The sequence below is a fragment of the Acrocarpospora corrugata genome (genome assembly GCF_009687845.1).
GTDB lineage: Bacteria > Actinomycetota > Actinomycetes > Streptosporangiales > Streptosporangiaceae > Acrocarpospora > Acrocarpospora corrugata.
The window spans coordinates 182,155-197,757 of the sequence record NZ_BLAD01000041.1 but is presented as its reverse complement, the minus strand read 5'-3'; the positions used below and the strand labels follow the sequence as shown (position 1 = coordinate 197,757).

The following is a 15,603-nucleotide window of genomic DNA, read 5'->3' as shown; positions in this document are numbered from 1 at the left end:
TTAGCTTAGTGGGCCGTGGCGGGCTTGCCGTCCGTCGGCGGATTCTGGGTGGCCGGTAGGCAGATACGGTCCCGGCCGAGTTCCTTGGCCCGGTAGAGGGCCAGGTCGGCGGCGGCCAGCAGTTCGATCAGGTCGTCCCCGTGCATGTTCATGATCGCGACTCCGGCCGAGATGGTCACGGTGATCATCGCGTCGTCGGCGGGCACGGCCATCCGGCCGACCCTGGTCCTGAGCCGCTCGGCGACCCGGCGGGCCTCGGCCACGTCGGCGCGGGGCAGCAGGACCACGAACTCCTCGCCGCCGAACCGGCCGACCACGTCATAGTCGCGGAGCTGGCTGCGCAGGGTGGCCGCCACCCCGATCAGGACCTGGTCGCCGACCAGGTGGCCGTAGGTGTCGTTGACCCGTTTGAAGTGGTCGATGTCGACGATCAGCAGGGCCAGCATCTCGCCGGTGCGGCGGGCCCTGACGATCTCGGTGTCCGCCTCGCGCTGCCAGGCGGCGGCGTTGAGCAGGCCCGTCTTCGGGTCGGTCCGGGCCGCCGCCTGGAGCTGGGCGTGCAGCAGGCTGCGCTGCAGCAGCATGACCGGCGGCAGTGCCAGCAGCAGCAGGGTCAGGTTGAGCCCGCACAGGATGGCCACCGAGACGCCCAGGCAGAGCTCGACCGCGTCCAGCAGCAGGCTCTCCCGGTCCCAGAGCACGTCCCGCCAGCGGCTGTCCGGGTCGGCGGTGTGCGCGGCGATGGCGATCAGCGCCGTGTTGAGCACGGTGAACAGGGCCGCGCAGGCGACCGCGGTCACGATCGGCCAGCCGGTCCCCAGCGCCAGCTCCCCCGGATCGGCGACCCGGGCGTGGAAGGCCACCGAGGCCGCCCCCGCCGCGAGGCCGATCGCGGCCGCGCTGAACACCCGCCGGTAGGCGACGGTCGCCCGGACCCGCAGTTGCAGCAGGATCTGCAGCGGGATCGGCGCGAGCAGCGCGTAGACCGGCGGCAGCAGCAGCGCGGCCGGCAGCCACCAGGCGGAGAGCAGGTCGCGGTGGACTCCGGCGGGCATGCCGAGCCGCCGGGTCGCCTCGATGCAGACCGCCCCGCAGGCCGTCAGGGCCAGGAAGGTGGCCAGGTCGGCGACCGAGAATCCGGTGGTCGCCGCGAAGTAACCGATCGCGGCCAGATCAAGCGCCACGATCGCCACCAGGTACAGCACCAGCGGACGCCGCTGCGCCAGCAGAGGCCACCGGCCGCCGCGTGCCGGCATGCCGCCGAGCGGTTTGGCCGAGGTCTGACTGGGCGCCGTCATCCCGTCCCCCAACGCATCCATACGCTGACTCCAGCGTCTCACGATGTGTAACACAATAGTTGCGGAGTGTGCGACGTGCGACGGGAACCGCTACCTTGGGCTGCGTGGCCATTCGTTCTGATGGCCTGGGGGCGCTTCTGTGGTGATTCGCCACAGAACCGTCCGTTGGTGGGGAACCGCTCGTTCGTGGAGCGGGCCGTGTGGGAAAGGAGCAGCCATGGTGCGGGGCGTTACCTGGACCTGATCTGGTGCTCTTGCAGCGACGCGGATCGTCGCCATCGGCCGATCTCCGGACCCTGATCGAGGGCACCGGCCGCGCACGGCCGATGCCCCCTCCCTCGTCAAGCCGCCAGCGGCGTGGCCTCACCAGGCCACGGAGTCTCGTCCCCCTCGCCCCCCGAACCATCGACAACATAGTCGGCACCCACCCGGGTGTCGTCCGAAAGGACGTCGGCGAAGGCGTCGCCCATCCGGCCGTCTCCCGCAAGGACGTCCGAACGGGCACCACTCAGCCGCCCGTCTCCCGCAAGGACGTCCGAATGAGAACCGCCCAGCCGCCCGTCACCCGGACGGCCGAACGGGTCGGCGTGCTCGTCGTCATCCGCGCCCGCGCCGCCCTCCAGTAGCCGCAGCGTGCCCGGGGCCCCAACGGTGGCCAGTTCCCAATCGCGGGTGGCGTCCTCCATCGCCCGGAGATCGCGTGCGGCGGCGACAGGACCGGACGAACCGCGCACCGGGCGTTCGAAGCTGGTGATACCCCACTTGAGGTCGTGTCCGACCGAGACCGCCTCCACCTCGACCCAGAAGCGCTGTTCCCCGTCGCGCTCGAACTGCTTCACCCGCAACTTGCCCGACACCACCACCGGATGGCCGCGCCGCACCGACTGGGCCACGTGGTCGGCCAGCGCGCGGTAGCAGCGCACGGTGTAGTAGCTGGTCTCCCCGTCCTGCCAGGTCTGCGTCTGGCGGTCCAGGAACCGCCGGTTCACCGCGACCCGCATCGAGGTCGCCCGGGACCCGTCACCGAAGTGGAACTGCTTGGGATCGTCGGTGACATTCCCCGACAGGGTGACATAGATCTCGCTCATGAGTGCCTCCACGGTCCGGACCCTCGCCGGACTCGCACTCACCTTCCCGCCGGCCGCCCCCGCCCCGAGCGGCCGAACGGCACTCTGTGGAAAACGAGCATCCTGTGGAAAACAGAGGGCTGTGGACAACGCGGGTTATCCACAGCCCTCGAAACGCTCGCTAGTACTTCGCGGTATTCAATGCCTCGTGAAAATCGTTGTAGCGCTGCAGCTCACGCTCCACCGGCTCCACCACCAGCTCCTGGGCCACGGTGGAGACCCGCCGCCGCATGTCCCGCTCCAGCCGGTCCCGCTCGGTCCCGGCGGCCAGCACCACGAAGTTCCGGCTGGCCACGGCGGAGAGCAGCCCGACACCGAGCACGCTGATCATCATGAGCAGCACCCAGGGCAGCACGCCGAGGTCGCCGAGCAATTCGGACGGGGGCACGCCGGCGTCGAACGCGCCGTAGGCCACGATCATGCCGGTCACGCCGAGACCCGCGCCGAACAGCAGGACCAGCAGGTACTGCCAGATCTTGCCCAGCCACCACCAGGGCGGCACCCGGTCGAGCGGCGGCGCGATCTCGCCCAGCTCGTCGGTCAGCACCTTGGGCAGCTGGCCGGAGCGGGACCTGGCCGCGTCGCGGACGCCGTCCTGCCAGATCACCGGCATGCCCTGGCTGAGCCCGTCGGAGAGCGCCTGGACGGCGTTGTCCACCTCGGCGGGCTGGGCTCGGACCGAGCCGCCGACGAGGGTGCGGATGTCGTCCTTGACGTCGCCGAGGCGCAGGCTCTTGAGCGGGTCGGGGCGGAACAGGCCGCCCCAGCGGGCGTAGGGCCAGCCGACCCAGTCGATCGAGCGGACGCCGTAGACGTTCTCGATGGCCTCGCCGACGGCCGCGGCGCCGACCGCGTCGCACAGTGCGTCGGTGAGACCGGCCCGGCGGGCGCCGTCCACGGTCGGCTCGACGTGCAGCAGGTCGGGCATGTCCTTGGCCACCCGGAGCATGAGCTTGTCCAGGTCGGCCTCCAGGCGGAGGTAGCCGGCCCGGCGCGCGCTCACCGACTCGGCCAGCACGGCCTTCAGGCCGTCGATGCCCTTGCCGGTCGTCGCCGAAGTGGCCACCACCTTCGGGTTGGCCACGCCCTCCCGCCCCAGCAGTTCCTCCAGGTCGGCCACGCAGATGGCCTGCTCCTCCGGGGTCAGCTTGTCGGCCTGGTTGAGCACGAAGACGGTCACGGCGTCGTGCCCGGCCAGCTCGGCCACGTAGCGCCGGTGGGTGGCGGCGTCGGCGTACTTCTGCGGGTCCAGCACCCAGACGATCAGGTCGGCGGCGGTGATCAGCCGATCCGCCTCGTTGTCGGTGAGCGCCCGGATGGAGTCGTGGTCGGGCAGGTCGAGCAGGATCAGGCCGTGCAGCTGGCTCTCGCCCTTGTCCAGCGCGCTGGCCCGGGCGAACCGGTGCCGCCACTGGATCTGCAGCCAGTCCAGCAGCGGCGCGGCCCCGTCCAGGCCCCACACGCAGGCGTGCGTGCGTGCCGTGGTCGGGCGGCGCACGCCGGTCGGCGAGAGCTCCAGGCCGGAGACCGAGTTGAACAGGGATGACTTGCCGCTGCCGGTGCCCCCGGCGAGCGCGACCACGGTGTGGTCGGGGGAGAGCTTGAGCCGGTTCCCGGCTCGCAGGAGGAGCTGGGTGGCCTCTTCGAGCAGCTCCGGATCGACCCGTCCCTGGCCCAGCTCGACCACCCTGGCGAGGGCGGCGAGCCTGGTGCCGAGTCCGTGCCGGGGTTCGGCGCTGATTGTCATCTGGCTACCTCAAGGTTGTAGGTGGCCTGGTACAGCCGGGTTGCCGCGGCTTCGTCCGGGATCCCGGCGCTGTCCAGCGCGTCCACGTAGCGCAACGTCTCGTCGTCGAAGAGCAGGCCGATCCTGGCCCGCAGGTCGCTGCGCGCCTTGGCGCTGATGCTGCGCAGCGACTCGGCGCCGAGTAGCCCGCGCAGCAGCCGCTGCGGCAGGGCGCTGTTGCCTGACCCGACCGACACGTCGGTGGTGCCGTAGCCGAGCAGGCCCACCGTGAAGATCAACGCCAGCGACTGCACGTCGAAGGAGACCAGTTTGGCCACCGAACGTTTGGTCACGCCCTCGGTTCTGATCAGCTCGGTCACGTGGTCCTGCCACGAGGTGACCATCCGGGCGGTCCGGCGCACCGACTCCTCACTCGGGCGGCCGAGACCGGGGGTGGCGGCCAGCTTGTCGCCCGCCCCGGCACGCTGCCGCCAGCGGGTGACGACCTCCTCGGCGGCGCGCTGGGCGGCCGAGGTGATCACGGATTCGAGGCCGGTGTGCAGCGCGCCCTTCAGCGCGCGGAGGCGTTCCGGGCCCTGCTGGCCGGACTTGGCCGCGCGGCGGAGTTGTAAAGTCCGCATGAGGTCGCCGGATCCGGCGAAGTCCTGCCAGCGGGCCAGCACCTCGCCGCGCAGCAGCGAGCCGTTCCTGGTGGCCTCGTCGATCTCGGCCAGCGCGCTCATGTATGCGGAGTCCACGTCCGAGCGCAGGTCCGCGCGGAGCGCCACCTGGGTCTCCAGGTGCCGGGCGAGGGCCGGGACGCGGTTGCGGAAGCTGTTGAGCACGCCGTTGAGCGTGGTCTGCACGGCCGTGGTGCGCCGCTGGTCGTCCACCGACAGTTCGGCCAGCCACATGCGCAGTTCGGTGACCTGGTCGTCGGGGAGCCTGCCGTTGGTGACGGCGCTCTCGTTGACGATGAAACGTTCGACCTCGCCCAAGCCGTACTCGTCGAGCATGCGGACGAAGTGCTTGACGATCACGTCGCGGGACTTCTCCGGGACCCGGGACAGGATGATCACCAGTCGGGCGTTGCGCTCCTTGGCCAGCCGGAGCAGGCCCCAGGAGGGGGCGTCGGCGTATCGGGCGGCGGTGGTGACGAACACCCACAGGTCGGCGGCGTCCAGCATCCGGTGCGCGATCTGGTGGTGCTCCTCGACGACCGAGTCGATGTCCGGGGTGTCGAGCAGGGCGACGCCCTGCGGCAGGCGTTCGGTCGGGGCGATCACGATGCTGTCCGCGCCCACGCCCACGCCGGGCTTGTCCAGCCGGGTCAGGCCGCTGAGCAGGTCACCCTTGACGAACCAGTCGCGGTCGTCCGGATGACAGGCCAGCACGGGGGTGCCGGTGGTCGGGCGGCGGACCCCGGTGGCACTGACCTGCTGCGCCGAGAGCGTGTTGACCAGGGTGGACTTGCCCGCGCCGGTGCTACCCGCGACCACGACCAGGGCCGGGGCCGTGCTCATGTGCACGCGCGGAATCACGTAGTCGTCGAGCTGCGTCAGCACGGCCGCCTGCGCCTTGCGCGCCTCATCGGCGCCCGGCACGTCCAGCCCGAAGTGCAACCCGGTGACAGCCTCCCTGAGCTGCGCCAACGCTCCCGTCAGAGCCGCCGACACCGCCTCAGGCAACTTCTCTTCCTGTACGGCTCCCGCGAACGTTCCACTCGTCGCCCCGAAAGCACCCCCACCCTCGTTCCGCCAACCACCACCGGCGGCTTCCTTGTCCGCAGAACCGTCGGAGGAGGCCACGAGGTGACCCTGGATGATCACAGCACCACCAGAGGGACGCTTGACATCACGCGGAGAACCCGCAGCCTCGTCGGCGGAATCATTGCCCTTGGCCGGGCGGCCGGGCTCATCGTCCGAGGGGCTGTCACCCCTGGCCGAAGAACTGGCGGCACCGCCCGCAGAGCTGTCAGCCTTGGGTGCGGGACCGGCGGAACCGCCCGAGGGGCTGTCGCCTCTATCCGCGGAATCAGCGGCACCGCCCGAAGGGCTGTCATCTCCAGCCGAGAAACCAGCGGCGCTGCCCACCGCACTGTCGGCCTTCGGCGCGGAACCAGCGGCACTGCCCCAGGGGCTGTCACCTTTGGCTGCGGAAACGGCGGCGCTGCCCGCAGAGCTATCAGTCTTCGCCGCGGAACCAAAGGCACCGCCCGAGGGGCTGCCAGCCTTGGGCGCAGAACCGGCGGCACTCGAAGAGTTGTCGCCCTTGGTCCAGAAATTGGAGGCACCGTCCGGAGAGCTATCCGCCTTCGGCGCGGAACCGGCGGCAACGTCCGAAGGGTTGTCACCCCTGGCTGCGGAAACGGCGGTCCTGCTCGCAGTGCTATCAGTCTTCGCCGCGGAACCAAAGGCACCGCCCGTGGAGCTGCCGACCTTGGGCGCAGAACCTGTTGCGTCGTCTGCGTCAGACTGAGAGCCGGCGGCGTCCGACGCGCTGCCGGTGCCGTCGCTTACGTGTTCCGTGGAATCTGTGGCCTTGTCCCAATAGCTACTGGCCTTGGCCGGGGGGTCGGCGACGTCTTCCGGGGAAGTGTCTGCTTCGGGTTGGGGGTCCGTGGCCTCGTTTGGAGGGCTGTCGGCCTTGGTCAGGGATTCGAGGGGCTCGGCGGAATCCTTGGGGTCGTCTCGGGAGGGAGGGGCGGTGTCGTCCACCCGGTCCCAGAAACTGCCCTTGGAGGTGGTGCCGGTCGAAGAATCCTTGGCGTCGGCCCGGGGGTCCGCTGTCTTGTCCAGGGAACCCGTGGCGCTAGTCGAGGAGACCTTGGGGCCGCTCGGCGGGCTTGGGGTAACGCCTGGCTTGTCCCAATAGCTGCCACTGGAGGCCGAGGCGTCGTCCGAGGAGGCCCCAGAGCCATCCGAGCCGTCAGATTCGTCGGGGGAGGCGGTGTCCGCGGCGGGGGAAGGGTTCACGGAAGCACCCGGGGCGTACTTTCTGAAGTAGTTTGGACTTTCGTCCGCTTTGCCGGGGTCCTGAGCAGACTGGGGGGTATCGTCCGAGTCGCCGGCGGCCGAAGTGGGCTCATCGTCGGGCGCTGGAGTGCCGCTGACCGACAGATGGGACCACGCGCTCTCGCCCTTCTTGCCCGCGCCACCCTCCTGCGCCGGCAGCGCCTTCGCCCGCGCCGCCGACACGGCCGCGGAGTTGATCACCGGTTCCGGGGTGGAATCCGGGGGTGGTTCGTCGGGCCTGATGGCACGGAACGATGCCGTCTGCTCACCAGGACCCTCGTCGACCTGGTCGTTCACGGTTTCTCCCGAGGTGCCGCTCACTGGGTCACCCGGCGCGTCGCCGGTGGCATGCTCGTGTCCGGGCACGTTGGCGGCCGACTTCACGGAACCCGCTCCGCTCGCACCATCTCAATCTCCTGGCCGACTCCGACGACGTCCCCGACGATCACGATCGCCGGGGGCCGAAGCCCGGCGGCGGTCACTCGCTCCGCCACGGTGGACAAGGTGGCGATTACTGCGCGCTGGGTGGGAAGAGTACCGTCCTGTACCACCATTACGGGAGTTTCCGGCGAACGTCCGTCACCTTGCAGCGTTTCAGCAATCTCCGCGAGACGTTCCACCGCCATCAGAAGTATCAGGGTTCCCTGGGATCGCGCCAATCCCTTCCAGTCAACGGTCGAATCCGGATGCCCAGGCGGCACGTGGACGGAGACGACGTGGAAGTCCTGGCTCACACCCCGATGGGTGACCGGAACCCCGGCCGCGGCCGGCACGGCCACCGCGCTGGTGATGCCGGGCACCACCATGACCGGCACGCCCGCCTTGGCGCACGCGATCATCTCCTCGCCACCGCGCCCGAACACGAACGGGTCCCCGCCCTTGAGCCGGACCACGAAACGCCCGGCTTTGGCGTGCTCGACGAGCAGTTCGTTGATCCGCTCCTGGGACAGGAACCGCCCGTACGGGACTTTGGCCGCGTCGATCAGTTCGACGTCTGGCGGGAGTTCGTCCAGCAGGCTGCGTGGGGCCAGCCGGTCGGCCACGACGACGTCGGCCTGGGCGAGCAGTTGGCGGCCACGGACCGTGATGAGGCCGGGGTCGCCGGGGCCGCCGCCGACCAGGGCCACGCCGACGGGTTTGGTGCGGTGGCGGCGGGCGTCGACCGTACCGTCGCGGAGGGCGCTCACGACGGCGTCGCGGATGCCGGCGGCGCGGCGGGGGTCGCCGCCCGCAGTGATCGCGACGCTGACCTCGTCCACCCGGCCGCTGGCCGGGGTCCAGGCGGCGGAGGCGTCCTTGTCGTCGGCGCGTACGCACCAGATGCGTTTGGCCTCGGCTTCGGCGGCAATGGCCGTGTTGGCGTCCCGGTTGCTGGTGCAGGCCTGCACCAGCCAGACTCCGTCGCAGTCCCCCGGCTGGTACGGCCGGCGTTCCCACACCACCCGGCCATCGGCGATCAGGTCATCCAGGGCCGGGGTGACGCTCGGCGAGACCAGGGTGATCGACGCCCCCGCGTCGAGGAGCGCGGGCACCCGCCGTTGGGCGACGCGTCCGCCTCCGACGACCAGCACCCGCCGGCCGTCGAGCCGCAATCCGAGCAGATAGGGCGCCATCTCTCCCCATTGGATCAATACGGGTCCGTTAAGAGGTAAACCTACCTCCTGACCTGTGACGCCACTGACGAGATACGCCTTATCGCCCTTCCAGCAAGGGCTTCCGGGGGTCCCAGGGCTCTCCACCGGCGGCGACCTCCCGTCGGCGGGCGATGGCGGAGAGCGCCTCAAGCACCACACGGTTACCAAGGAAGGCGGTGATGTCCGCGTGATCGTACGGCGGCGCGACCTCGACGACTTCGACTCCGACGACCGGCAACTCATAACAAATGCGACGAACCGCGTCGAGGAGTTCGCGCGCCGACAGGCCGCCGGGCTCGGGCGTGCCGGTGCCGGGGGCGTGGCCGGGATCGCAGACGTCGATGTCGACCGAGAGGAAGATCCCATCGCAGTCGTCCTGCGCGATCACGAACGCCTCGGTGAGGCAGTCGGTGAGCCCTCGGGCGACGATTTCCGTCATTTCATAGGAGCGCATGTTCTGCTGCGCCATCCAGCCGAGGATCTTCGGGCCGGGCCAGTAGCCGCGCAGGCCGAGCTGGAGAAACCGGTCGCCGCGGATCGCGCCGGATTCGATCAGTCGGCGCATGGGTTGCCCGTGGCCGTAGAGGTGGCCGAACTCGATCTCGCCGGTGTCCGCATGCGCGTCGAAGTGAATCATGGAGACGCGACCGAAGCCGTGGTGCCGGGCGACGCCGCGCGCGTCCGGCAGAGCCACCGTGTGGTCGCCGCCGAGAATCACCGGGATCGCGCCCGACTTGGCGATCGTGTAGACGGCGGCCTCGATGTCCTTGATCGAGGTCTCGATGTCCCCCGAGTAGCACTCCACGTCACCGGCGTCGAGAACCTTGAGATCCTTCAGGCCGTCCACGCGCAGCGCCATGCTCGGCCGGGATCCGTCATGAGCCAGATAACACGCCTGCCGCAACGCCTGCGGCCCGAACCGCGCCCCGGGCCGATTGCTGGTCCCACCGTCGAACGGCGCTCCGACGATGACCACATCGGCCTCGGCGAAACTGCTCGGCTCGCTCAGATCACAGCGCTCGACGCCAAGAAACGTGATGTCCGGCCCATACATAGGCCCATACCTAGCCATACCACCATCATCCACCCAAGCCCTGACCTACCGATCAGCCCCAGGAACCACGACGATCACGTTTTGTCGGAAACCCCAGCGGAGTCGAAGGTGGCGACATCATGCATGACCCGGGCGGCGGCGACGATCAGCGGTTGGGCGAGCAGGCCACCTGAACCCTCACCCAGCCTGAGCTCAAGGTCAACAAGCGGGCGCAGGCCCAGGAACTCCAGCGCGATGGCATGCCCCGGCTCAGCCGACCGATGCCCGGCGACGCAATACCCGATCGCCTCCGGCGCGAGCCCCGCCGCAACCAGCGCCGCCGCACCAGCGATCACCCCATCCAGAACAACGGGAACGCGCTGCGCAGCAGCCCCCAGCACAAACCCAGCAATCGCCGCATGCTCGAACCCACCAACAGCCGCCAATATCCGCAGAGCCTGGGACAGATCTCCAGCGCCGGGAATCGCATTCTCAGCCAGCGCCTGCGACGAATCCCCAACGTTGGGGACTTCATTCGCGGCTAGGGCCTGGAACGAATCTCCAGCACCAGAAACCGCAGCCTCGGCCAGTGCTTGCGACGAATCTCCAATGCCGGAGACTGCGTTCATCGCCAGTGCCTGGGACGGATCTCCAGCGCCGGGGCCTGCATTCGTGGCCAGGGCCCGGGATGTACCTCCAGCGCCGGTGACCGCACCCTCGGTCAGGGCCTGCGACGAATCACCGATGCCGGGGCCTGCATTCGTGGCTAGGGCCTGGGACGTACCTCCAGCGTCAGAAATCTCGTTCTTGGTCGGGGGCTGCGATGCATGTCCGGCGCCGGGGATTGCGTTCTTGGTCAGGGCCTGGCGGATTATGGCGATCTTGTGGTTGAGGGTGGTGTCGTCGATGCCGGTTCCTCTGCCGGTTGCGTCGGTGGGGTCGCTGCCGGTGAAGGCGCAGATCAGGGCGGCTGAGGCGGTGGTGTTGGCGATGCCCATGTCGCCGGTGATGAGGCAGCGGGCGCCGTCGGCGATCAAGGTGGTGGCGGTTTCGATGCCTGCGCAGAGGGCGGTGAGGGCTTGGGCCTCTGTCATGGCGGGGCCCTGGGAGAGGTCGGCGGTGCCGTATCCAGCCTTGTGGACGCGGAGGTTGGGGGCGGGGGGCAGGTCGGTGGCGACGCCGACGTCGACGACGGTGACCGTGATGCCCGCCTGGGCGGCGAAGGCGTTCGCGACGGCGCCACCCGCGAGGAAGTTGGCCACCATCTGGGTGGTGACCTCCTGGGGCCATGGGCTGACACCTTGGGCGTGTACGCCATGGTCGGCGGCGAAGATCGCCAGCGCTGCCGGTTCCGGGAGCGGGGGTGGCGAAACCGCAGCGATTCCGGCAAGCCGGACGGCTACGTCCTCCAGCGCGCCCAGCGACCCGCGCGGTTTGGTGAGCCGGTCCTGGTGCGCCCTGGCCTCAGCCATCGCCGCCAAGTCCAGTGAACTGATCGCCGCAATAGTCTCGTTCAGTCGGGTACGGCTAGGCACAGGACACTCCTCAACGCGTCGGGGATGTCTTCATTGTGGCCGCCAACGCCTCAAGAAACGCGTCCGAGGTCCCCGGATCCCTTACAGCCACGCGAATCCAGTCCTCCCCAAGCCCCGGAAACGTGTCCCCCCGACGAACAGCGAACCCTTTCGCCCGCAAAGCCAACCGCACATGCAAGGGCCTCTCGCTCCCGACCGAACCGGCGGAGCTGTCGCGGCCTGCCGGAAGTCGCACGCACACGAACGACGCCTGTGGGTCGGGAACGACGTGAGCGCCCAGTGCACGCAGCCCCGCCACGAGGTACTCACGTTCGACGGCCATTTGCCGTGCCCATGTTTCGGTCTCCGCATGAGCTCGCGAGCTCATGCACGCCTCCGCCGCAGCCAACGCCGGCGTAGAAACCGCCCAAAGCGGCTGCGCCTCCGCCAGTCGCGCGATCGTCGGCGCATCCGCGAGCACGTACCCGACCCGCAGCCCCGCCAGCCCCCACGTCTTGGTCAGACTACGAATCACGACCAGCCCTGGCAGCGACAGCGACGCGAGCGACTCAGGCTCCCCCGGTACGCAATCCGCGAACGCCTCATCCACCACCAACGTCCGCCCAGGCCGGACAAGACTCCGCAGACTCTCCCCCGAGTGCAACACCGAAGTGGGATTTGTCGGATTGCCCACCATGACCAGATCCGCGTCCTCCGGCACCAGGCCAGGATCCAGCGTGAACGCCCCGGACAGAACCACCCGCTCCACCCGATGCCCCGCCGCCAACAGCGCAGCCTCCGGCTCAGTGAACTGCGGATGCACCACCACCGCCCGCCGAGGCCGCAACACCCGCGCAAGCAGTACAAACGCCTCCGCCGCCCCAGCGGTCAGCAACACTTCGTCTGCATCGCGCCCATGCCGCCCAGCCACCGCCGCCCGGGCCCGATCCCCATCCGGATAAGCCGAAAGATCACCCACGGCCTCCCGAACCACATCACCGAGCCACCCGGGCGGCGCCCCCTGCCGCACATTCACCGCGAGATCCACCAACCCCGGCGCAACATCCCGATCCCCGTGATGCCGCAGATCCACCCATTCAGACACGATCAGCGACATTACGCGAACGGGCGATCGCCCATAAATCGCCCCCTGAGCTCAAACGCGCCCAGCGCTCCCGCAGGAAGACACGACATCAACGCCGCAAGCTCATCGCGGCCAGATGCCGATCAGCGCGCCGCCAAGCACCGATAAGTCCACTGCGGTCATGAGCCAATCAGGACACCGTGATCAGACACCCATCGGTCGCCCCCGTCGGGGGCCGATCGGAACACCGCCGCCAAACACCGATCAGAGCCGACGGCCTCCACACGCTTGACGACCAGGCTGAATTCCGGAACTGGCCGCGCCATCACGGAGCGGATGAGGGGCCAGTCGTCGAGGACATCGCTGAAGGAACCGCCCCTGGCCAGATATCGGCAACCAGTTCGCGACGCACTCATACAGATCGGTGTTCTCAACCCGAGGTCACACGCGGCCCCAAGAGGGCATCAGACCGGTGTGGGTTCCTCCGCGAAAGTTGTCCCCCGGGCGCGGGGGAAGCGCTGGGCTGCCAGGGCCTGTTGTACGCGTTGGCGGACGTTCCATTCGGCGGCGTCGGCCAGGGCTTCCTCGTAGCGGTCGATGACCACGTCGGCCAGGCCCTCGCAGTCGCCGATGACCTCGGCGCAGCGGATGTCGATGCCCTCGTGGTTGGCCCCGTACGCCAGCGCCTGAGCCCAGATGCGCTCAAGCACGCCCCCGGCGAACAGCAGGTACGGCAGCACGATCACCCGCTTCGCGCCGAGGCGGCGGCAGCGTTCCAGCCCGCCGGGCACGCCGGGCCGGGCGAGCGAGACGTAGGCGGTCTCCACGGTCAGGTAGTCGGCGGCGTGGGTTTCCCAGAACAGCCGGGAGACCCGATGCACCTCCGCGTTGGCGGACACGTCGGTCGATCCATGCCCGACCAGGACGATCGCGGTCTCAGCGGGAGTGATGCGCTCGGGCTCCTCGTCGGTGAGCCGGAAGGGCTCGGTCCGGAGCAGATGGGGCATGTCGGCCTGCGCGTCCGCGAGGCGTTCGGCGAGGAGTTCGAGGATTCGCGGGTCGGGGCCGAGCGAGCGCGCCAGGTCGTAGTCGAGCGTGGGGTGGCGTTCCTGCTCCAACGCGAGCGTGCCGGGAATGTCGCCCAGGGCGCGGCGGTCGTTGGTGAGGCTGAGGGGCAGCACGATCAGGTGGTGGTGGCCGCGCGCCACCAGGGACGTGATCGAGTCACTGAGCGGCGGCCGGGCCTTCGTGATGAAGCCGCCGGACACATCGGCGACCACGCCGTCCAGCCGGCATCGAAGCCGGTGTACGAAGCGGCCGAATTCAGCGACGCCCGTGTCATCGTGGGTGCCGTGTCCGATGAGCACCAACGGCGGTTTCATCTCACCGATCTCCCATGCCTTGTCCGGATCGTGACAATAGCGGACGGTACTGGCCCATGGGGGATCCTTGACCTGTGTTTTAAGGTCTGAGTTCGTCCCGCAGGATGCTGTAAAGAACGGCATCGGCGCGCCCGCCGGGGATCGGGAGCCCTTGGCGGAGGATGCCTTCTTCGGTGAATCCGGCCCGGCGCGCGACCGCGCGGCTGCCCACATTGCCGACCGCGATCGTCAGTTGCACCCGCGTGTAGCCCTGGGCGAGCAGCCAGCTGGCCACGGTTCTGGCGGCTTCGACGGCGTAGCCCTGGCGGCGGGCCCACGGCGAGACCCAGTAGCCGATCTCGACGTCGCTGCGCTCCAGGTCGGAGCGGTGCACGCCGATGGCGCCGCCGAGCCGGCCGCCGTCGCGGGGTTCGAGGGCGAAGGTCAGGCCGTTGACGCGGTCGGAGTGCGCCAGCCTGGTGCACCAGTCGATGGCTCGTTCCAGTGTGTAGCCGGGCGCCCAGGGCATCCAGCGGATCATCTCGGCGTCGTCCTTGACGGCCGCGAGCAGGTCGAAGGCGTCGTGTTTGCGGAACGGCCGCAGGATGAGGCGGGGGGTGTCCAGGCGTCCGCCGAAGGCGGGGCCGGTCTCGCCGCGGAGCAGGCCGAAGACGACGACGTCGTGCGGGCCGTCGTCCTCGAATCCGGCGCCGCGGAGCACGCCTTCCCGGCTGAATCCGGCTTTCTCCGCGACTCGGATGGACGCCGAGTTCTCGATCGTGGCGCGCAGTTCGATCCGGCGCAGCCGCGCGGGCCCGAGCGCCCAGTCGGCCAGTCCGCGTACGGCTTCGGGGGCGTAGCCGCGTCCGCGGTGGTCGGGGTGGATGCCGTAGCCGACTTCGGTGACGCCGGTCCCCCAGTGGGTTTTGAACAGGCTGATCGCGCCGATGATGTCGCCTGCGGCTTCGATGGCGAGGTGCAGGCCGTGACCGGATTTGCGCAGTTCGTGTACGCCATGGGAGAGCCATTGGGCGATTCCTCCCACGTAGCCGGGAGCGCCGGGCGGGAGGGCGGTCGACTGGGCGCCCTCCCGGACGATCGCCCGTACGCGGGCCGCGTCGTCCGGGCTGAAATGCCGCAGGAGTAGGCGTTCGGTTTGGATCGGGAGATGTTCGTCGAACACGCCCATACCGTACGGCATGCCGTCAGATCGAGATGATCACCTCAAGGGTTCGCGGACCGTGCACTCCTTCGACGCGGTTGAGCTCGATGTCACTGGTCGCGGAAGGGCCGCTGATCCAGGTAAGGGGACGTACCGGGTCAAGCCGGGTGAGCGCGTCCGGGACACCGGGCACGACCTGGTCCGCACGGACGACGCACAGGTGGTAGTCGGGCACGAGGGTGAGCGCCCTGCGGCCCATCCCGTCGCCCGCGTCGAGCACGATCGTCCCGGTTTCGGCGATCGCGACCGCGCAGGTGGTGACCACGGCGTCCACGGTCGTCAGGTCCTCGATCACCGATTCGGCCAGCCACTCGGCGGGGAACCCGGCCGGGACCACGACCCGTCCCGCCTCCCGCCGGGCCAGCGCGTCACCGATGGCGGCGGCGACCTCGGCCGCGTCCACGACGTGGACAACTGCCCGATAATCGCGGACCCGTTCGGCGAAATGCTCGATCAGGCCGTCGCTCTCCGCTCCGGGACCTCGGTAGCCCCGGGGGATCTCCACGTCCGGCGCGTCCCCGACGGCGGCACGGATCCGGGCGAGGATCAAGTCGCGGGAGGTCATCGGGCTCCCCTTTCGATCCGGTCCG

Annotated in this window: 11 protein-coding genes; all 11 read right to left on the bottom strand. The window is 69.5% G+C overall.

Translation table 11 applies throughout. The annotated features are described in order from the left end of the window. Positions 1-5: 5 nt before the first annotated feature. Positions 6-1,319 (bottom strand): GGDEF domain-containing protein, encoded by a 1,314-nt coding sequence (locus Acor_RS09405; protein WP_246238527.1) that lies wholly within the window; start codon positions 1,317-1,319, stop codon positions 6-8. A gap of 320 nt (positions 1,320-1,639) precedes the next feature. Then, positions 1,640-2,386: a single-stranded DNA-binding protein gene (locus tag Acor_RS09400; RefSeq protein WP_155336176.1), complete on the bottom strand. Its 747-nt coding sequence runs from the start codon at positions 2,384-2,386 to the stop codon at positions 1,640-1,642. Between the two features lie 160 nt (positions 2,387-2,546). After that, positions 2,547-4,172 carry a GTPase gene (locus tag Acor_RS09395; protein ID WP_155336175.1) on the bottom strand — a complete coding sequence of 542 codons (1,626 nt, stop codon included), beginning with the start codon at positions 4,170-4,172 and terminating at the stop codon, positions 2,547-2,549. Further along, positions 4,169-5,980 carry a GTPase gene (locus Acor_RS09390; RefSeq protein ID WP_246238526.1) on the bottom strand — a complete coding sequence of 604 codons (1,812 nt, stop codon included), beginning with the start codon at positions 5,978-5,980 and terminating at the stop codon, positions 4,169-4,171. Before Acor_RS09390 ends, Acor_RS09395 begins: the two co-directional genes overlap by 4 nt. A 1,565-nt stretch (positions 5,981-7,545) precedes the next feature. Next, on the bottom strand, positions 7,546-8,778 hold the full coding sequence (gene cobA, locus Acor_RS09385; RefSeq protein WP_155336174.1) for a uroporphyrinogen-III C-methyltransferase: 1,233 nt from the start codon (positions 8,776-8,778) through the stop codon (positions 7,546-7,548). Positions 8,779-8,857: 79 nt separating this feature from the next. Then, complete coding sequence (gene speB, locus Acor_RS09380) at positions 8,858-9,871, bottom strand: agmatinase (RefSeq protein ID WP_155336173.1); 1,014 nt, start codon at positions 9,869-9,871, stop codon at positions 8,858-8,860. A 56-nt stretch (positions 9,872-9,927) separates the two neighbouring features. Then, on the bottom strand, positions 9,928-11,367 hold the full coding sequence (locus Acor_RS45870) for a nicotinate-nucleotide--dimethylbenzimidazole phosphoribosyltransferase (RefSeq protein ID WP_308805637.1): 1,440 nt from the start codon (positions 11,365-11,367) through the stop codon (positions 9,928-9,930). Positions 11,368-11,377: 10 nt separating this feature from the next. Continuing rightward, on the bottom strand, positions 11,378-12,463 hold the full coding sequence (cobC, locus tag Acor_RS09370; protein ID WP_155336172.1) for an Rv2231c family histidinol phosphate aminotransferase CobC: 1,086 nt from the start codon (positions 12,461-12,463) through the stop codon (positions 11,378-11,380). A 431-nt stretch (positions 12,464-12,894) separates the two neighbouring features. Beyond that, a complete protein-coding gene (locus Acor_RS09365) occupies positions 12,895-13,812 on the bottom strand; it encodes a sirohydrochlorin chelatase (protein WP_155336171.1) in 918 nt (305 codons plus the stop codon). 79 nt (positions 13,813-13,891) lie between these two features. Then, the gene (locus Acor_RS09360; protein WP_170316857.1) at positions 13,892-14,974 is read right to left on the bottom strand and encodes a GNAT family N-acetyltransferase; all 1,083 of its coding nucleotides are present in this window, start codon (positions 14,972-14,974) and stop codon (positions 13,892-13,894) included. A 22-nt stretch (positions 14,975-14,996) separates the two neighbouring features. Next, positions 14,997-15,578: a LutC/YkgG family protein gene (locus tag Acor_RS09355; protein ID WP_155336169.1), complete on the bottom strand. Its 582-nt coding sequence runs from the start codon at positions 15,576-15,578 to the stop codon at positions 14,997-14,999. Positions 15,579-15,603 lie beyond the last annotated feature (25 nt).